The organism is Nonomuraea sp. NPDC049637 (assembly GCF_040675235.1).
GTDB lineage: Bacteria > Actinomycetota > Actinomycetes > Streptosporangiales > Streptosporangiaceae > Nonomuraea.
The window spans coordinates 42,767-61,593 of record NZ_JBFAOM010000033.1 but is presented as its reverse complement, the minus strand read 5'-3'; the positions used below and the strand labels follow the sequence as shown (position 1 = coordinate 61,593).

The 18,827-nt window shown below is 67.8% G+C and carries 12 protein-coding genes; 7 read left to right on the top strand and 5 right to left on the bottom strand.

Annotated elements, in window-relative coordinates; all coding sequences use genetic code 11:
- Positions 1 to 30: 30 nt before the first annotated feature.
- Complete coding sequence (locus AB0J71_RS34885; protein ID WP_352319615.1) at positions 31 to 1,383, bottom strand: serine/threonine-protein kinase; 1,353 nt, start codon at positions 1,381 to 1,383, stop codon at positions 31 to 33.
- Here AB0J71_RS34885 and AB0J71_RS34880 point away from each other — a divergent pair.
- Genes AB0J71_RS34880 through AB0J71_RS34865 form a run of 4 tightly spaced genes read left to right on the top strand, consistent with a single transcriptional unit; the run spans position 1,373 to position 10,548 of the window.
- Complete coding sequence (locus AB0J71_RS34880; protein WP_352319613.1) at positions 1,373 to 3,208, top strand: PD-(D/E)XK nuclease family protein; 1,836 nt, start codon at positions 1,373 to 1,375, stop codon at positions 3,206 to 3,208. The two genes, AB0J71_RS34885 and AB0J71_RS34880, sit on opposite strands and share 11 nt — an antisense overlap.
- A complete protein-coding gene (locus AB0J71_RS34875) occupies positions 3,198 to 4,112 on the top strand; it encodes a hypothetical protein (RefSeq protein ID WP_352319611.1) in 915 nt (304 codons plus the stop codon). The genes AB0J71_RS34880 and AB0J71_RS34875 overlap by 11 nt, the downstream gene beginning before the upstream one ends.
- A gap of 12 nt (positions 4,113 to 4,124) precedes the next feature.
- Positions 4,125 to 7,835 (top strand): signal recognition particle, encoded by a 3,711-nt coding sequence (locus AB0J71_RS34870; RefSeq protein WP_364418161.1) that lies wholly within the window; start codon positions 4,125 to 4,127, stop codon positions 7,833 to 7,835.
- A 19-nt stretch (positions 7,836 to 7,854) separates the two neighbouring features.
- Positions 7,855 to 10,548, top strand: coding sequence for a DUF3962 domain-containing protein (locus AB0J71_RS34865; protein WP_364418159.1), 2,694 nt, complete (start codon positions 7,855 to 7,857; stop codon positions 10,546 to 10,548).
- Between the two features lie 237 nt (positions 10,549 to 10,785).
- On the opposite strand, the gene AB0J71_RS34860 is transcribed toward AB0J71_RS34865, so the two are convergent.
- Positions 10,786 to 11,646: an alpha/beta hydrolase gene (locus AB0J71_RS34860; RefSeq protein WP_364418157.1), complete on the bottom strand. Its 861-nt coding sequence runs from the start codon at positions 11,644 to 11,646 to the stop codon at positions 10,786 to 10,788.
- A gap of 76 nt (positions 11,647 to 11,722) precedes the next feature.
- Between AB0J71_RS34860 and AB0J71_RS34855 the strand changes: the two genes are divergently transcribed.
- Positions 11,723 to 12,667 (top strand): RNA polymerase sigma-70 factor, encoded by a 945-nt coding sequence (locus AB0J71_RS34855; RefSeq protein WP_364418154.1) that lies wholly within the window; start codon positions 11,723 to 11,725, stop codon positions 12,665 to 12,667.
- Between the two features lie 104 nt (positions 12,668 to 12,771).
- Positions 12,772 to 13,968, top strand: coding sequence for an FAD-dependent oxidoreductase (locus tag AB0J71_RS34850; protein ID WP_364418152.1), 1,197 nt, complete (start codon positions 12,772 to 12,774; stop codon positions 13,966 to 13,968).
- A gap of 37 nt (positions 13,969 to 14,005) precedes the next feature.
- Here the strand turns inward: AB0J71_RS34850 and helR are convergent, their stop codons facing one another.
- The 3 genes from helR to AB0J71_RS34835 form a co-directional block, all read right to left on the bottom strand.
- Entirely contained in the window at positions 14,006 to 16,237 is a 2,232-nt protein-coding gene (helR, locus tag AB0J71_RS34845; RefSeq protein ID WP_364418150.1) for an RNA polymerase recycling motor ATPase HelR, read from the bottom strand.
- Positions 16,238 to 16,528: 291 nt separating this feature from the next.
- The gene (locus AB0J71_RS34840; RefSeq protein ID WP_364418148.1) at positions 16,529 to 17,509 is read right to left on the bottom strand and encodes a sporulation protein; all 981 of its coding nucleotides are present in this window, start codon (positions 17,507 to 17,509) and stop codon (positions 16,529 to 16,531) included.
- A gap of 170 nt (positions 17,510 to 17,679) precedes the next feature.
- A complete protein-coding gene (locus AB0J71_RS34835) occupies positions 17,680 to 17,952 on the bottom strand; it encodes a GlsB/YeaQ/YmgE family stress response membrane protein (RefSeq protein ID WP_352319599.1) in 273 nt (90 codons plus the stop codon).
- A 267-nt stretch (positions 17,953 to 18,219) separates the two neighbouring features.
- Here AB0J71_RS34835 and AB0J71_RS34830 point away from each other — a divergent pair, with 267 nt between their 5' ends.
- On the top strand, positions 18,220 to 18,825 hold the full coding sequence (locus AB0J71_RS34830) for a YbhB/YbcL family Raf kinase inhibitor-like protein (protein WP_364418146.1): 606 nt from the start codon (positions 18,220 to 18,222) through the stop codon (positions 18,823 to 18,825).
- The last annotated feature ends 2 nt before the right edge of the window (positions 18,826 to 18,827 follow it).

Below are 18,827 nucleotides of genomic sequence, written 5' to 3'. Positions count from 1 at the left end.
CGGGCCCGGGCGGCCGGAGAAATGTCAACCCTACCGGCTGCGACGGCGGCCAGACCCGTTGTTGTACGTTCTGAACGCTGCACGGGCCTCTTCGAGAAAGCTGTCATCTCTTGCGATTCCGTTTCCCCGGCACCTCGTGATCATGTCCTCCCACAACAGCTTCGCGTGATCAAAGTCATCGCTCTCCAAGAAGATCCTGATCCCACGGGCCAGCAGCCTGCGGACATCGGTACCGGCGACCCCCTGTGCCGCCTCCACCATGGCCAGCATCCGCTTGATCAGCCCCCATCCTTCTTCCTGCCGGCCCGCCTTCAAGAGATCGCTCACGTTGCGCAGATTCTCAATGAACGCCGTTGGTTCCACCCTGACCGCGCCGACGGTCACAGGCGGTAGCGTCCGGTCTCGGCTCGTGCCGGCGATGTCTTCCGGTGGACGGCACGGATCTCGGAACGGAAGGGTGAGATCGTAGGGCCGAACGCGTTCGATGCCTTCGGGCACGGGGCCTGGAAGCAGAGAGCGTAGGTGGGCGAAGACCTCGTGGGCGCTGCCGGGACGCTGCGCGGGCTGCTTTTCCAACAGTCGCATGACCAGCCGGTTGATCTCCTCGGGAACCGCAGAATTTCGGGCCTTCAATGAAGGAGGCTTCTCCTTGCGGTGGGCCTGGTCCAGGTCACTGTCGTTCTCGTAGACGAACACCGGGCCGGCCAGCGCCTCATAGATGATGCAGCCGAGAGCGTACAGGTCACTCAACGCCGCTGGGCCCGTTCTGCCTTCCAGGACCTCGGGGGCGGTGTAGCCACTAGTGCCAGGCGCGATCCTGCTGCGGGTAGTCACCCGAGGTTGATGTGGATCCATGATGAACGCCGACCCGAAGTCGATGAGGCTTACCCTGCCACCATCGGTGACCATGATGTTTCCGGGCTTGAGGTCGCGATGGAGAATACCGCCACCGGCGCCGTGCATCGCCGCCAGGCTCGAGCTGAGCTGTGCGCCCAGGCACACTGCCTCCACTACGGTAAGACGTCCGCCGACCTCCTCCTCCAGCACTGCCTGCAGCGTCTTTCCCACGACATACTGCATCGCGAGATAGGGCGGCTCGCCTGTTTCTGGGTCTCCGCTCGACCAGTCGTATACGGCGGGAATTCCGGGATGGTCGAGACCGGCGACCGCCCGGGCCTCGACCGCGAACCTTTTGAGTAGTTCGCCCTTTTTCCAGCGGTCCTCGTCCGAATCCTGGCCATCCAGATCAAGAAGCACCTTTACCGCCACCAAACGGTCAAGGCGCTTCTCTTGTGCGAGCCAGACACGCCCGATCCCCCCCTTGCCCAACTCCCGGACGAGGCGGAAACGGCCCCCGATGGTCTCTCCAGCCTTGAACTTCATCACTGCCCTCAAGTACGGAATCGCATCACTTGCACTGCGTATCAACAACTATCGGAAAAACTCACCGCGCCGTGGCATTCTCCTGTCGAAGGAGGGAGCCATGCCTGTGTCGTCCCACGATCACCCAACAAGGGCGGTCCGCATCTACAGCAGTGCGGTGCGCGGCGACTCCGAAGATCATGACGGTCCAGAGCAGGCCAAGGTTCTCGGATGCTCGATGTTCCACGTGTTGAAGGCCGACACCGCTCGTCCCCGTCCTCGATCGCGCCGAGCACGGCACGTGGAGATGCTCTTCGAGCCGTTCAACCAGGTTCTCGATCTGATGGAGTTCGGTCAGCGCATCAGCGAGGCCGAGGCACTGGACCAACTGTCACCACCGAACCGGATCGGCTCCGAGCTCGTGCACGAGGGTCTGGCGACCTGGGTCAGGCAGGCTGTATCCCGATACCACACCAGGCTGACCTCCGACATGGCAGAGATGAATGCCCGGAACGTGGTCGCCGTTCGGCCGTGGGTGCACCAGATCCTTGCTGACGACCCACGCTCCCGGACGCACGAACTGTGTGTGTGGGGGCGGGCCTACAGCTACCAGACGCCAGGCGGCGTCGTGCGCGAACTGCGTGTCCCGGTCGTGGGATCAGCAGGAGAGAGAACACGCAGTGACGCCGAGAAGTCCGTCATGGCCTATGTGGTGGCAGTCGGCGCGCTGATCGATTCGGTCAGGTTCGAGGAGGCCAGAGGGCTCTACTGGGGCGGCAGGCCCTTTCCGCTGGTGCCAGGCTCCACGAGCGAGCCGACCGACCAGGTGCGCGTCCTGGAAGTCGGTTGTTCCACCGGCAGGGCGGTCGCTCCTCTGTTCCAGGGCAGTGTCGAAGAGGCCACGGCATATTTCGCCGACCATGGACGACAGGCGATCCGCGAGTTGTTCCGGTCTCCCGAGCGGACGCCGGGCTATGACTGCCTTTCCTGCAAGGAGCGGGACGTGTGTGCCCGGTTGCCTCGAGGCACGGGGATGCTCGGTATCCGCGACAGGCGTCGCCCCCGGCGGATATTCACAGTCACCAGCGGGCGCTACCAGACTGAGTGCGCCGCCAAAGAACACTTTCGTGCTCTTCGGCTGCCCGTGGATCAGACCAGGGAGAACACGCCTGCCGTGCGGCTGGGAAAAGGGGTTCACGCCTGGCTGCAGCGCCTTCACGATCGTTCCCCCCGCCGCCCTTGCACAATCACCGACCTTCCGGAGGACTCAGGGCACTGGCAAGCGAGCCGATGGCATTTCGACGGCGACGAGGCGCGGGAAGGCGCTGCCATGCTCGCCGCCCACCTTGAAGTGTGCCCATACATCGGCGTCTCACCGGACACGCTCGCCCATACCGAGCAGGTAATCGTCGCGGATGACGCAGACTGCGACACACTGGTTGTCGCCCATGCGGACCTGGTCTACCAGCGGAATGGTTCATGGTGTTATCGCGAGGTCAAAACAACCTCCGCCGAAAAGATCATTGATGGCGAGCGATTGCTGAGCCGGTATCCACAAGCGGCGCTGGCGGTCCTGCTCTATAGGGCGGGCGCGATCCCACTCGGCCCGCTTTCTGCCATAGAGGTGGAGATCCTGACCCCGAACGGCGCCGATCTGCGCGTTCTCGACCCCAGATCACCCGCACTGCTCGACGTAGCTCGCCAGAAGATCCTTCCTATGGCGGTCGCCTGGCACGGGGATGCCGACCACCTTCCCAATCCCGGCAAGAATTGCCGGCGTTGCCCCTACCCCCAGTGGTGTCCGTCCGCTCAGAACGCCTCTGGGGAGACCAACGATGACCGATGAGGAGAACTTCTGGGAAGAGGAAACAGAGCCCCAACCTGCCAATCCGCTGGAGCAGTTGACAGGACCGGCGTTCAACCAAGACGAATCTCTTCGCATTCTCGGTCTGGTGGCCGTTACTGTGGTCCGGCTCGCGGAATGGCCGTCCGCCAAGGAGTTCACCGCTCCCTACGACTCGGTGGCCCAAATGGCGGTTGACCGCATTTCTCTGGCTGGGCTGCAGCGGTTTCCTGGCGACCAACCGGGCAGAGAGCAGCGGTATCCCCGCTCCCTGCCAGATCTGCTCGCGTGGTGCCGTGACCGCGAGGTTCAGACCTGGAACTTTCTTGACCTACCTGCCGGCCTCTCCATCCGCGGGAGACTGCTGGACCGGGACACCGCCGCGCCGACACGACTGTGCCAGGAGCTCGCGCTTCGATCGGAGGACCCGGATCCGGCCGGAAAGAGCGTCCAAGATCTCCTTTTGGCGAGAATCCGCGAGATATATGAACAGGCCGGCAATCCGGGAGGTCATGTGGCCTTCATTGGCAAACTCGTAGAGTCACCCGTCCTCTCCTCCGCCGACATCGCACGTCTCAAGATCAGCAGGATGCGCATCCCGGCTGATGCCGTTGCCACCTGCTATGTCGCAGTCCACGACCGGTACTTCGACAGGCAGGAACGTGCCAATATCTGCTGGTACTGCGGGCTCCTCCGGATCCCCATGGAGAAGGGGTGGCGATGCGAGATTCACAACTGTCCGGATCATCGCTGGCGCCGCGGCGGCAAGGAGTTGGACAGGGCCGATGGCCTGTACCACGTGGCCCGGCCGCTACGAGAGTTTCTCGTCGCACCACGACGGATCAAGTCATCGAATCAACGGTCACCGATGGCGCCTGACTCGCCGCGGGACGTAGAGTGGCGGTAAAACATGCGTAGCATGGGGGCTCACCTTACTCAGGCGCTCGGCAATGTGTCGAAGTCCGAGGCGGACGAGTTTCGGGAACTTACCCAAGCCGCCCTCGATTATCAGGTCGAACTGGGGCTCCGTCTCATCTCTCGAGTGGACGAGAAGCTGAGCCCGGTCGATGGATGGACGCTCTTCGGCGGTTATCCATTCGCCCGTGTCCACCGTTTGGAGCAGGACGTGCGGGGGGCCGAACTCGACGTCATGCTGCGCGCGGCCAGGTACCACCTGGAACCGATGCACAGACGCGCGGTTTGGGTGTCTGCCCTGCTCAACTACCTCCGCCGGGTTCCACGACGGCATCGCCTGTACGACGCCCCGGCCGGCCTAGGAGTGCCGGCCATCCAGGGGCAGCCTTCCATGGCCGCCAACCGAGTCGTCGTCTACGATCATCTGCTGAGCACCGACGCCCCTTTCGTCAAGAGCGACATGAAAATCGCCGAGCCGGGCGAGTACCGGTTCTTCGGACGTCGTATCGGTGTTCAGAGCGTCGTCGTTCCAGATCGGCTGGCGGAACTCGACGCGGAGGCACAGGTTCATATGAACCTGGGTTTGCGCCCTGATCGCGTCCCCTTCAACCAGCCCATTGAGGAACTCGAGGAAACCGCCCGCAGGATGGCCGAGCTTGACGAGATCGATCTGCCGGGCGAGTTCGAGCGAAAGCCCGACGATTGGGAGAGCCGCTTTCAGGCGATGGAGCTCTTCGTCCACCGTGACGGGAACGACCGGTTTGAGAAAGCCGACGGTCTAGTCATCGACGGGCTGCTCAATCTCATAGGCATCCCGGGAGTCGGCAAGAGCACCTTACGTGACATTGTCACCACGCATGCGGTGACAATGCTCAACCAGCATGTCGTTATCGTCGTCGGTGACGTCGCGGAGGCATTGCGCACCGTCCAGCGCTTCAACCGGCTTCGGGAAGCCGCCTCGCAACGCACGGGCGACTCCCGGTTCTCGGGATTCACCCGGATGCGAGCGGCACCGCTGATCGGAACCAGCACTCGCGAGCAACACCTGGGGCGTTTGCACCGTAGGGTGTCGCGACGATATCCGCTTCCCTTGCTGCAACACGACCCGGCCTTCGCCTTCCTGAGTACAGCTTGTCCTCTTAGTGCTTCACGTGGTTCGGAGGCCGACGAGCCGCTTCCCTATGAGGAGGCACCCTGCACGGACCTGCGACCGGTCAAGTTCCCCCTGGAGCAGGCCGCCACCTTGGAGGATCTGGTTCTCTCGACGGCGAAGGTGCATCGAGGCTGCCCGCTGTGGTCGTCCTGTCCTCGCCACGACATGGAGCGCGAACTGCTGAAGGCCGCCATCTGGGTGGCCACACCGGAGTCACTGGCCGCGACCTCCTTGCCACGGCATCTGAATCCCGAACGGCTCCGCTACCTGGAACTGGCCTGCCGACGCAGCGACCTGATCATCGTTGATGAGGCAGACCAGGTGCAAATCCGCTTGGATCAGGTGTTCGCGCCGACCGCGACGCTCTACAAAGCCGGCACCGACTCGTGGCTGGACGAGCTTCACCGACACAACGTGGCCGAGCTGGCCCGGGAAGGGCGAATCCAGCTGAGCGACACTGTAGTAAAGCAGTGGACTGCGGCGCTCGACATGGTGTCGGTCAGCGCGAACCGGATCTATTCCATGCTGGTGGATGACGCACAGCTCCGCGACTGGGTGGGAACGGATTTCTTCAGCGCGTGGACCCTTCAGCAGGAACTCCTCAGCAGATGGCCGGCCACTCTTGTCCCCAAGAAAGAAAGGCCACCCGCAGAGAACAACCCGAAAGGCAAAAAGAAGAAGATCTCCCCACGCGCCCTGAGTGCACATCTGCTTGCCCTCCTGGACGCCCAGCCAGATCAGCCACCCGAGGCGAGATCCGAACGGCGCAAGACCGTGCAGGCAATCCTCGACGCCTTCCGCGACGATCCGCTCGATGACGACGGCGCAGAATCAACGGACGAAGTCATCCGGACGGAAGTCCGCCGGTTGACGGACCAGACCCGGAGGCTGATCACCAACACGCCTGGCAGTTCCCAGGTCGAACGTGGCGTGCGAGCCGTCCTCCAGTCCCTCTCCGGACTGCGTGACCCCTCGGCCGACAACGACGACTCGAAACCCACCGGCACTGAGGACGAGACGTCACATCAAGACCTGGTCGACGAGTTCGAGCGAGAACGGCGCCGGTTCGAGTTCACGCTGCTCCTGTCGGTCATGCATGACCAGCTGAACGTCCTGACCGGCCTATGGGGACGGGTCGAGACCGCACTGCGGCTGGCTCCCGCCGCGAATGCGCTGTACCACCGGACGCCACTCGACTATGCACCGGTCATCCCTGAGTCCCCCATGGGGAACGTGCTGGCATTTCAGTTCGCCCGTGACGGGCGTGCCGACTACACCCGCACCGGCGAGCTGCGCTTCGTCCGATGCCAGGGAGTTGGCAGGGAACTCCTCCGCGCCCTTCCGACCCTCCACTCGGTGGAGGGCAGCCGAGGCCCGAACATCCTGCTCATGTCCGGGACGAGCTGGGCCGGCTTGTCGACTCGCTACCACATCGCGGAGCCGGTGGGAGCTGTCCTGCGCGCCGCCGGAGGCGGCGCCGACCAGCGGGGTACCGAGGCGCCCTCCTCCATCACCATGATCGAGAACTATGTATACGACCTCGACGACGACACCGGGCAGCTGACGCCTCTCCAGGCATCCGGGGCAGGAGAGCGGCGGACGGACGTCGTACAGAGGATGATCCGCAGGCTCGCCGAGCCGAAGCCCGACGGCATGGAGGCCCCGCTCCTGCAAGAACTCCACCATCTGAGGGAGCATCGGGTCGATCGTGCCAACCTCCTTCTGCTTACCGGGAGCTACGCTCAGGCGCGCCTCGCTGCACAGACCCTGCACGACTACCCGTTCTGGAAGGGACGCGTCTGCGTCCTCATTTCGGACGATATGGACATTACGTCGATGAGTGCGGCGCCGGGCACCGACGACGCCGTCCCAGTGCTACGGCGCGGAGACGTCGCCAGCCTGCGCGAAACCCCGTACACCGTCCTGGTGGCCCCGCTGCTGGCGGTCGAACGAGGGCACAATATTCTCAACACTCTTGACGAGGCGTTCTTCGGGTCGGTGTTCTTCCTCATGCGGCCATTTCCGGTCCCGTCCGACACGAATGTGCTCATCCACTCGCTCAACGACTGGACCGTTCGCGCGACTCGTCCCGGCGGCGACTTCGGGAAGATCGTCCACAGGAGCGAATCGCTGGACGCCGCAGGCTTGGAGTGGCGGCACGAAGCCCGACAACGCCTGCACACGCTGGCCAATCGCGAGATGTCATGGCGACGGTTGTCGCCGGCCGACCGTGAACGGCTGACATGGGATCTGCTCGTGGTGCTGTGGCAGGTGATCGGGCGGCTGACCCGGGGTGGTGTGGATGCTCGGGTTCACTTCGTGGACTCCGCCTTCGCGCCGAACCGGGCACTCGGACGAAGGAGAGAAACGGCCGGCAGCAGTCTTCTGGTCAGCATGCACGACGTACTCGCTCCGTACCTCGGCCAGCCGTGCATCTCCACAGTGAAGCCGGTTCCCGAGCGGCCTCCCGCAAATTTGTCCAACAGGTACCTTGTTGAGGCGCTCTACCGGCCGCTGTACAACGCGCTGCACGCACTGCTCACATCCCCTCCCCTGTGCTGAAGAAGGCCTCATAACCGCGATGACCTACAACGCGATAAAGCTGGCGGCCTATCAGCCGACGGGCGAGATTCCCTGGCCGGTCCACATCATGCGTGTACCCGCCGAACTGCGGGCGGCCCTGGAAGAGCTGTATCGCTCCGGCCTTCCCGAACACCTCGCCAAGTCCACGCGAACGTTTCCGATCCGGTCGCTCAACGCCCTGCTTCCGCTCGCGGCGCCGGACGTCCTGTCGGTGGGCCGCCGAGTGTCGATCGAAGACGACGTGCCGTGGCTCTACTCTTTGCAGCCGGTGGATGCTGACCTGATACGTGACCTGATCGGGATCTGGTCTCTCGGCCTCAAGGGCGACGCCGCCTGCCGGGAAGAAGCCGACCGCGTTCTCGACGAAGTTCCCCTTGCCTGGGAGGAGAGACCACTCGATCTGGCGCAAGCAGCGGTTGGTCCCGGTGGAACGGCTGAACCGGCTGACCATGTCTATCCTCTGCTGACGGCATTCATCGCCCGGCAGATCAGGTTGAAGGCCGATCTGTCGTCGGGAAACGGTGACCGTCTCGCTTTCATGGAATCTCCTTGGCGGGGACGAGCGGCAGAACTGGTCTCCTGGCCGCCCAGGCAGGGCCTCCCCGAAGAACCTGACAGCTGGTTCTCCTACGTCATCGTCCTGAGCGTTCAGACCCTTCCCTTCCAACCGACGTTCCGTATCCACGTCCGAACGGGGGTCAGGCGATGGGTGACGAGTACCGGTTCGCAAGGATTGGTCTACACCGCCGGACGCTCGGTGTCGGTGTATCTGGCGACCACGACGGCGTGGCCTGGAATGGCCGACGTACGCAGCCGGTTGGCGGTTCATCGGCTTCGTTACGACGCCAAGGCCGCTCAGCATGTGTGGCACTCGATCGATCAGCACGAGTTGCTTCCGCACGCCAGTCTGATCCGTTCTCCTGTGGACGCGGCGGACCTCAGCGCTGACCCTCTCAAGCACCTGACCGGCTCGGGCGAGGTGCGCGCGGCCATCCCGTACAGCACCAGCATGGGGAGGCACACGGTGGGCGCAGGGCTCATGGCGGGCGACCGCGTGCCGTTCCTCGAAGGGATCGACCAAGTCGTCTCAGAAGTGTTGGAACGAGTGGGAGCCAGATGCCGGGTCGAGCTTCCCGACAGGCCTACGAACCACCAGTCTCGGCCGACCTTTTCCACGAAGCTCTCCAAGGAGGAGCGAGATCGCCGTTCGGAGGAAGAGAAGAGCAGGCGGAAGGCTGAGGCAGCTCAGACGCGACGAGCCGCGCTCCGATCCGTGCTCTCGAGCGGCACCTTCACAGCGCGGGTCCTCTGGCAGGACCCCGCCACCCGTGACGCCCTGGTCCAGGGGCTGTGCGACGTATTGGGCCTCATGCCCATGGATGCCTCGGAGGCCGAAACTCTACGGTGGAGCACATCGGAGATCGAGGTCGTCCTCGGCCTCGCGTGCAGCGGCGACCTCTGTGGCGGACTGGACGTGGATGTGAACCGCCCGTCGCGTGCCAACGTCGACCAGGCCGTCCAGGCACGCCGCACGGCGGCGGCACTGACCTTCCGGCACTCAGCTGCGGACGCGGCTGTCGTGGAGATCGACCGTGTCTTCAAGTCCGCGCATCTCGACCCCAAATTCGCCATCCGGCTGGGTTCGGCCGACGCCGGCGTACTGACGCAGTTCGTCCAGACGGCCGAGCAGGGAAGCGCTCTCGCCAAGAACCGGTCCCACCGGGCGCAGCAGGCATGGCTTGATCTGCTCAGGCAGCTTGGCGCGGCACGGCTGCCGCTTCCCCCTCTCTACGACAGGTTCGGGGGCGATATCCAGTTCATCGCTGTGTGGGCGGTCAACCGTCAGCGGCGGAGCCTGATCAACTCCCGGCTGTGGCGGCCAATCGCCATCAAATACCAGCCGCGTTCCACGCAACCCATCACAGGATGGCGTGATGACATCAGGCAATGGACGCCCTACCGGGAATTCTTGCTCTGGCTGGCCCAAGATGCCCAAGCAGGGACACCGGACGATGACCTTGAGGAGAGCGAAGGCGAGCCGGAGGGCCAGCGAACCGGCCGATGGCGGCTTGAGGACCGCCAGCGCGAGACGATGTCCTTCATCCGCCCCCTGCTCTCCGCCCAGAGAGGCCGGCCGACGGTATTGCTGGTACATGCACAGAACCTCCGTTCCGACTGGCCGTGGATCAGCAACACGAATCTCATCCCGGATCGCCTCGATGCCGGTGATGGCGAAGACGTTCCTGTGGCGCTCTGGGACGCTGGGCTTCGCGTCGTCCGGGTACGGGACAGTCAGAGAGACGCAACACCGCAACACTATGGAGCCGACGGCAATCACGGGTTGCCCATGGGGCTCTGGAGAGAGCTCTCGATTCCAGAGAATCGGCTCTACTACTCCACCGGTGAACGAGCAGCGACGGGAAGCAACGCTGCGATCGGAGCCCGGAGGGAAGGCGTGCGGGTCACCGCGAGCAAGCGGGAGATCATTGACACAGGCACACCGGCTTACAACCCTAATCTGCTGGAAATCTGCGTCACGGCCTGTCAGGAAGGCGACGAGCCCGCCGAGTTGGCGTCCTTGGCTCACCAGTTACGCTATGCGCCGGAGCTCGACAAGTGGCTGACCCTGCCCTACCCACTCCATTTGGCCATGAAGGCAGCTGAATACGCGACGCCAATCGCCGCCGATTAGCCCATATCGCGGAATGTGCGGACGCCATCCGTTGGCGCGGCGGCAACCGTGACCGCGGCTTGGTTGTATGGCAGCTCCTGTGGCGGCACATGGCCCAGGACCGACGTCACCACTGGGATGAGGGAGGCGAGGCGACCTCGGGTAGGAGCCAGGCCTCCCTCCGCGACACGGCGATCGTCGCCCGGTCCGGCATCGCCCTGCTGAATCTTTCCCGGCCGGCGGCCGTTCGTCAGGGCGTCATTCGCGCAGGAAGGTCAGCAGGGAGGCGGCGAGTTCGTCCGGGGCCTCTTCGGCCACGTGGTGGCCGCTGTCGATCGGGTGGCCGGTCACGTCGTCGGCCCAGGTGCGCCAGATCGCCAGCGGGTCGCCGTACAGGTCCTCCATGTCGTCCTTGGACGTCCAGAGGAACAGGGTGGGGCAGGTGAGGCGGCGGGAGGCGGCGCGGTCGGCGTCGTCGGCCGCGCGGTCCACGGTCAGGCCGGCGCGGTAGTCCTCGCACATCGCGTGGACGGTCTCCGGGTCGTGGATGGCCCGGCGGTAGTCCTCGTACGCCTCCTGGCCCATCTGCTCGGCGCTGCCCTGGTACCAGGCGTCGGGGTCGGCGTTGATGACGCGTTCGGCGGGTTTGGCGGTCTGGCCGAGGAAGAACCAGTGCCACCAGGCCGCCGCGAAGCGGGCGTCGGCCCTGGCCAGCGCCTCGCCGATGGGGATGCCGTCCATCACGACCAGGCGGGTGACGGCGTCCGGGTGGTCGGCGGCCACGCGGTGGGCGACGTAGGCGCCGCGGTCGTGGCCGGCGACGGCGAAACGTTCGTGGCCCAGCGAACGCATGAGGGCGACCATGTCGCGGGCCATGGCGCGTTTGGAGTAGGGGGCGTGGTCGGGGGTGGTGGGCGGCTTGCCGGAGCGGCCGTACCCGCGCAGATCGGGGCAGATCACGGTGTGGTGGGGGGCCAGGAGGGGCGCGACGCGGTGCCAGGTCGCGTGGGTGCGGGGGTGGCCGTGGAGCAGCAGGAGGGGCGTGCCGGTGCCGCCGTACCGGACGAACAGCTCGGTCTCGCCTACGTCGATCATGCCGGCCGCGAAGTCGTCGAACATCGGCCCCCTCTACCCGGGACCGTCTTGGATCAACACCGGCGTTCCGCCGCATCAGGGGACGTTCTAGGATCGGGCCATGCCTTTGACCGTGGACGACGTCGACCGGTTCGTGGCCGCCAGACCCCGTCTGGAGGCCATCGCCTACCGCCTGCTCGGCTCGGCCGCGGAGGCCGAGGACGCCGTGCAGGAGACGTTCCTGCGCTGGCAGTCCGCCGACGCCGGCCACATCGAGGTGCCCGAGGCGTGGCTGACCAAGGTGCTCACCAACCTGTGCCTCAACCAGCTCGGCTCCGCGCGGGCCCGCCGCGAGACCTACGTCGGGGAGTGGCTGCCCGAGCCGCTGCTCGCCGGCGACCCGATGCTCGGCCCGGCCGAGACCGCCGAGCAGCGCGAGTCGGTCTCGTACGCCGTCCTCACGCTGATGGAACGCCTGTCTCCCAACGAGCGGGCGGTCTACGTGCTGCGGGCCGCCTTCGACCACTCCCACCGGGAGATCGCCGAGATCCTCGACATCACCGAGGCGGCCAGCCAGCAGATCTTCCACCGCGCCAAGAAGCACGTCGCCGACGGCCGGGCCCGCACCGAGGTCGACGAGGCCGCCGCCCGGCGGATCGTCGAGGAGTTCCTGGCCGCCGCCACCAGCGGGCAGACCGAGCCGCTGGTCCGCCTGCTCACCGAGGACGCCGTCGCGATCGGCGACGGCGGCGGGAAGGTCCCGGCCCGCGCCAAGGCGTTCGTGGGCGCCGTCGCGGTCGCGAAGTTCCTGTGGGGCCTGGTCAAGCCCGGCAAGGCCAAGCGGGCCATCATCGGCGGCTCGCCCGAGATCTACCCCTGGACGGCCAACGGCGAGCCGGCCGTCGTCGCCGTCCTGGACGGCCGGGTCGTCTGCGTCATGTGCCTGGAGGTCACCGCGGAGGGCATCGCCGCGTTCCGCAACCAGATCAACCCCGACAAGCTGGACCGCGCGACCGCGCGCTGGGCGGCCAGCGACCACGGGGAGCCGGTGTTCAGAGCCTTCTGAGACACGGTGTGACGCGGTGTGACGCGCTTCACACCGTGATCCTGTCAGGAAAGCGCGGGCCGTCCGGTTCAGGTGGCGAACCCGCGTCAGACAGGAGCGAGGAAATGCAGCACCGCATCATCGTCCTCGGAGCCGGCTACACCGGAGCCGTCGCCGCCGGCCGCCTGGCCAGGCAGCTGAGCCGCGAGGACGTCGCCATCACCCTCGTCAACGCCGAGCCCGACTTCGTGGAGCGCGTCCGGCTGCACCAGGTGGCGACCGGGCAGGACCTCAGGCCCAGGCCGTTCCGCGAGATGTTCGCCGGCACCGGCGTCGAGCTGCGGCTCGGGACGGTCACCGGCCTCGACGCCGACCGCGGGACCGTCACCGTCACCGGCGCGGACGGCGCCGAGGAGCTGGCCTACGACACGCTGGTCTACGCGCTCGGCAGCGGCTGGAACGCCGAGGGCGTGCCCGGGACCGCCGAGCACGCCTACGACATCGCCGGCCGGCCGGGGGCGCTGCGGCTGCGCGAGCGGCTGGCCCGGCTCGACGCCGGTCAGCGCGTGGTCGTCGTCGGCGGCGGGCTCACCGGGCTGGAGGCCGCGGCCGAGATCGCCGAGGCCCGTCCCGACCTCGACGTCGCCCTCGCCGCCCGCGGCGCTCTCGGCGACTGGCTCTCGCCGAAGGGCCGCGCGCACGTGCGCAAGGTCCTGGACGGGCTCGGGGTGAGCGTGCACGAGCACACGGTCGTCACCGGCGTCGAGGCCGACCGCGTCACCACCGACGGCGAGCCCATCCCGGCCGAGGTGACCGTCTGGACGGCCGGCTTCGCCGTGCACCCGATCGCGCGCGCGACCACCCTGGAGGTCGCCGGCACCGGCCAGATCGTGGTCGACGGGACCATGCGCTCGGTCTCGCACCCGAACGTGTACGCCGTCGGCGACGCCGCCATGGCGATGGGCCCTGGCGACAAGCCGCTGCGCATGTCGTGCGCGTCGGGCATCCCGACCGCCTGTCTGGCCGCCGACTCGATCGCGGCCCGGCTGACCGGCGGGAAACTGCCGAACACCACGCCGCACTACTTCAACCAGTGCGTCTCGCTGGGCCGGGGCAACGGCCTGATCCAGTTCGTCACCGCCGACGACCGCGCCCTGCCCAGGGTGCTGACCGGGCGGGTCGCCGCCGTCTACAAGGAGCTGATCTGCAAGAGCGCCGCCTGGGGCGTCGCCAACCCGATGATGGGCAAGCCGGCCCGGCGGCGCCGCGTCGTCCGCCCGAACGCCCCGGCCGGCCCCGCCGCCGCCAGGGCGCGTGCGTGACGACGGACGGCGCGGCGCACCCGGCGGCGGGCCCCCGTCAGGGGGTCGTGAGGACGACGAGCTGCCGGGTCGCCCGGGTCATCGCCACGTAACGGTCGACAGCGCCCTCGACGCCCTCGACGCCCTCGACGCCCCCGACGCCCCCGACGCCCTCGCCGAACCGGTCCGGATCGACCAGGACGACCAGGTCGAACTCCAGCCCCTTCGACAGCTCCGGCGTCAGCGACCGGACCCGGGGCCGCTCCCGGAAGGCCGGGTCCCCGATCACGCAGGCGATCCCCTCGGGGTTCGCGGCGAGCCAGGCGTCGAGGATCGCATCCAGCTCGGCGACCGGCCCGCGCGTGACCGGGATGCCGCTCTCCCGGATGGAGACCGGCACGTTGGCATCCGGCAGGGCGGCCCTGATGACCGGCTCGGCCTCGGCCATGATCTCCGCCGGGGTCCGGTAGTTGACGCTCAGGCCGGCCAGCTCGACGCGGTCGATGCCGACCCGGGCGAGCCGTTCCGCCCACGACTCGGTGAACCCGTGCCTGGCCTGGGCGCGGTCACCGACGATGGTGAAGCTCCTGGACGGGCAGCGCAGCAGCAACATCTGCCATTCCGCGTCGGTCAGCTCCTGGGCCTCGTCCACGACGACGTGCGCGAACGGCCCGGCGAGCAGGTCCGGCTCGACGGTGGGCAGCTCCGACTCGTCCACCAGGTTGCGCTGGAGGTCCGCCCGGCGGAGCTGGGTCACCAGGCCCTCGCCGTCGTCGTCGGCCTCGATCAGGTTGTCGACGACCTGGGCCATGCGCTCGCGCTGGACGGCCAGGGCGGCCTCCTGCCGGCGCTGCCGGCGGGACGTCTCCGGGTCGCCGAGGCGCTGGCGGGCCGCGTCCAGGAGCGGCAGGTCGGAGACCGTCCAGGACTGCGCGTCGGCGCGCTGGAGCCGCCGGATCTCCTCCGGGGCGAGCCAGGGGGCGCACAGCCGCAGGTAGGCGGGGACCGTCCACAGGTCGCCGACGAGGTCGGCGGGCTCGATCAGCGGCCAGGCGCGGTTGAAGGCGGCCAGCAGCTCCCGGTTCGCCCGCAGCGACCTGCGCAGCAGCTCCGGCGAGACGACGTCCTCGCCGTGCCGGTCGTGCGGGTCGTGCTTGTCGTGCTTGTCGTGCTTGTCGTGCTTGTCGATGAGGATCGTGAGCAGTTCCTCCCAGATCTGGTCGCGGGCCTCGTTGTGCGGGGTGCCGGGGTCGGGGGCCTGGAACGCCTCGATCCAGTCCTCGACGCTCAGCCAGACGTCCGACCAGTGCGTGCTGACCGTCATGCCCTTGGCGGGCGGGTTCTCGTAGAACCGGACGGCCGGCTCGATCGCCTTCACCATGTCCGCGGACGCCTTCAGCCGCGCCACCTCCGGGTCCCGCTCGGGGCCCGCCGCCGCCCCCTCGGGCACGAGGTCGCGCAGGGTGCAGGTGCGCACGCCGTCCTCCCCCAGGCTGGGCAGCACGTCGGCGACGTAGGCCAGGTAGGGCTGGTGCGGGCCGACGAACAGCACGCCGCCCTTGTTGTGGCCGAGCCGGGGGTCGGAGTAGAGCAGGTAGGCCGAGCGGTGGAGGGCGACGACGGTCTTGCCGGTGCCGGGGCCGCCGTCCACGACGAGGGCGCCGCGGGAGCCGGCCCGGATGATGGCGTCCTGGTCGGCCTGGATGGTGCCGAGCACGTCGCGCATCCTGGGCGAACGGTTGCCGCCGAGGCTGGCGATGAAGGCGGACTGGTCGTCGAGCGCGGCGTGGCCGTCGAAGCCGTCGGGGGTGAACACCTCGTCCCAGTAGTCGCTGATCCGGCCGCGGGTCCAGCGGTACCGGCGGCGGCTGGCCAGGCCCATGGGGTTGGCGTGGGTGGCGCCGAAGAACGGCTCGGCCGCGGGCGAACGCCAGTCGAGCAGCAGGCGGCGGCCGTCCTTGTCGGTGAGGCCGAGCCGTCCGATGTACACCGGTTCGGGGTGGTCGGCGGTGACCATGTGGCCGAGGCACAGGTCCAGGCCGAACCGGCGCAGCGTCCGCAGGCGGGCGGACAGGCGGTGGATCTCCAGGTCGCGGTCGAGCGCCTGCCGGCCCTTGCCCCCGGGGGCCATGCGTTCGGCGTCGAGGCGGGCGGACAGGTCGGCGATCGACTGCTCCAGGCTCTCGGCGAGGGCCGCGAAGTGTCGCTCGTCGACGGCGATCAGCGCCGGGTCGGCCTTGGCGGCGAGGTTGCCGGGCAGGTCGAACACGCCGGTGGTCAGGGGATTCATGTATGTGGCTCCGCAACGAGGTCGGTCTTCGCGTGGCAAGGCTTCTGGCCTCGGCGGACGATTCTGCGCCACGACGGGGGTCTTGCCGCAAGCCCCCCGGTGCGCTATACGTTAAGAGTGGAAAGGAGTAGAAGCTCCTTTTTCTGCCACTTTGCTCCGCGACACAGGCCCTGCCCCGGCGATGCCGGCTTCGCTTCGCGGTCCAGGCTTCGCTTCGCGGTCCAGGCTTCGCTTCCCGGCACGGCGGAACCGGGGTGACCCGCCCGTGACGGGCGGATCACCGGTCGAGCGTCACCAGTCGCCGTCGCCGCCCTCGTCCTCGTCGCCCTCGAAGATCTCTTCGACGATCTCGCCCGCCACCAGGCCGCCCACCACGCCGGCGGCGCCGGCCGCGGCCACCGCGCCCCAGCCCGGCCCGCCGTGGTGCTGCTCGTGATGACCATAACCATGGTGACCGTGGTGGTCGCCGTACGCGTGGTGGTCGCCGTGGCCGAAGCCCGCGTGGGCGTGCGCGGCCAGGCCGGACAGCCAGCGGTCGAGCTCGGCGGCCCAGTCCGTCTGCAGGGCGTCGGCGTGGCTGACGGTGAAGCGGCCGATCGCGTCGCCGGAGTAGCGGCCGGCCCGCTTGTCGGCCTCCAGGACCACCTCCAGCCCCGCCGGGTCGGCCACGAAGGTCACTTCGAGCTCGCCGAGCACGCCGGCGTACCGGCCGGCCGGGTAGAACTCGATCTCCTGGTAGAACGGCAGCTCCTGGCGCACGCCGTACAGGCGGCCGGCCTCCAGGTCGGCGGACTTGAACGCGAAGCCGAGCTGCAGCAGCGCCTCCAGGATGCGCAGCTGGGAGGCCAGCGGCTCGACCGCGACCTCGTCGAGGTCACCCTTGTCGACCGCCTTGGCGATGGCGAGCTCGGTGCGCACGCCCAGCGCCATGCCGTGCAGCGGCTGCCCGCCGATCTGGCTGATCGGCGCCTCCCACGGCACGCCGACCTGGAACGGGATGGTGCGCTCCTCGCCCTGGCGCAGCACGAACGGCCCCGACACCTGGACGCGGGAGAACTCCCCGGCCCCCGCGTGCTCGCCGTCGCCGTGCTCGAACTCCACGCGGGCGACCAGGCCGAGGGTGACGTGCTCGATCTCGGCGTCGAAGTCGCCGCCCTTGAGCCGCACCTCGCCGGACAGCGTGCCGCCCGGCTGGACGCGCGGTGTCGCCAGAACGGTGTCCACCGAGGGCGCGCCGACGCCGAAGGCACCCAGCATGCGTTTGAAGACCACGGCTTGTTCTCCCTGTCGAAGATCGAATGTGTGCAGCCGACCCGCACAACGATCTCCGTCCGGCCCCGGTTCCGGCCATGCCGAAAACGTCTGCCGCGCAGGGGGCGGGAACGGCGGGATCCCGGAGTGCGGCGCGTTCGCCGCTCTCCGGGATCCCGGCGCGTTCCGCTCTACCGGACGCTGCGTCTGCCGTAGAGGCCCGCCGCCAGGGCCACCCCCAGACCGGCGAGGACCACCTGGATGACCAGTTCGATCCAGTCGATGCCGCGGGTGTCCGCGACGCCGACCGCGGCGGCGATCGCGGTGCCGATGAGGGCGGCGACGATGCCGATCACGATGGTGAGCCAGATGGGGATGCTCTGACGGCCCGGCACGACCAGCCGGCCGAGGACGCCGATGACGAGCCCGATGATGAGGGCGGAGATGATGCCGGTGACTTCCACGCTTCACACTCCCGTTCTGCCGCGCCGGGTGTCGCCACCCCTCGTGGGGGAGGAGTGCCCCCGGCCTGACAGGGCCATTGCTTCCCAGCAGCATCACGAAGAAACCGCACCACTCAGCCTGATATCGGTTCATGACGGACGGGTTCCATGGAGGTGTGCCGTTCGCGGTGGTGGCGCGGGCGGCCTCGCGGTGCCTACACTGCGGGCACACCCCACGAACAGCAGACGCGAACGAACGGCGCACCGAACCCCCCTCAGGAGCCCTTTGTGACCGTCAGACGAATCGTGCTGCACGCCCTGCTCGCCGCGACGACCGCCACTGCCGCCACTGCCGCCACTGCCGCCGCTGCCGTCACGACGACCGCCGCGACGCCGGCGAACGCCACGGCCTTCACCCTCACCAGCACCGCCTTCCCCCAGGGCGGGATCATCCCGAAGGTGCACGAGTGCACCAGCGGCGGCCAGACCGACCCCGGCCGGCGCAACGAGTCACCGCCCCTGACCTGGAGCGGCGGCCCGGCCGGGACCCGCGGCTACGCCCTGGTGATGCGGGACCTCGACAACAACAACCTCATCCACTGGGTGATCTACGACATCCCGGCGGACGTGACCTCGCTGCCGCAGAACGTCGAGCACGCCTACCGTCCCGCGGCCCCCGCCGGGGCCCGGCAGATCTACTACCGCGGCAGCGCCAGCCTGTACGGCTACCAGGGGCCGTGCTCCCCCTGGTCGGTCAACACCTACCAGTTCACCGTGCACGCCCTCGACCGGGCCGCCCTGACCGAACTGGGCTCCGGTTCGTCCACGACGACCGCGGCGAGGGTGATCTCCAGCGCGTCCCTGGGGACGGCCGTGCTGTCCGGCGAGTCCTGAAC

What these genes read in the sequence shown, in the direction of transcription:
- AB0J71_RS34855 (WP_364418154.1), top strand. Translation starts at nt 11,723, where the DNA reads ATGCCTTTGACCGTGGACGACGTCGACCGGTTCGTGGCCGCCAGACCC.
- AB0J71_RS34875 (WP_352319611.1), top strand. Translation starts at nt 3,198, where the DNA reads ATGACCGATGAGGAGAACTTCTGGGAAGAGGAAACAGAGCCCCAACCT.
- AB0J71_RS34885 (WP_352319615.1), bottom strand. Translation starts at nt 1,383, where the DNA reads ATGAAGTTCAAGGCTGGAGAGACCATCGGGGGCCGTTTCCGCCTCGTC.
- AB0J71_RS34870 (WP_364418161.1), top strand. Translation starts at nt 4,125, where the DNA reads ATGGGGGCTCACCTTACTCAGGCGCTCGGCAATGTGTCGAAGTCCGAG.
- AB0J71_RS34865 (WP_364418159.1), top strand. Translation starts at nt 7,855, where the DNA reads ATGACCTACAACGCGATAAAGCTGGCGGCCTATCAGCCGACGGGCGAG.
- AB0J71_RS34860 (WP_364418157.1), bottom strand. Translation starts at nt 11,646, where the DNA reads ATGTTCGACGACTTCGCGGCCGGCATGATCGACGTAGGCGAGACCGAG.
- helR (WP_364418150.1), bottom strand. Translation starts at nt 16,237, where the DNA reads ATGAATCCCCTGACCACCGGCGTGTTCGACCTGCCCGGCAACCTCGCC.
- AB0J71_RS34850 (WP_364418152.1), top strand. Translation starts at nt 12,772, where the DNA reads ATGCAGCACCGCATCATCGTCCTCGGAGCCGGCTACACCGGAGCCGTC.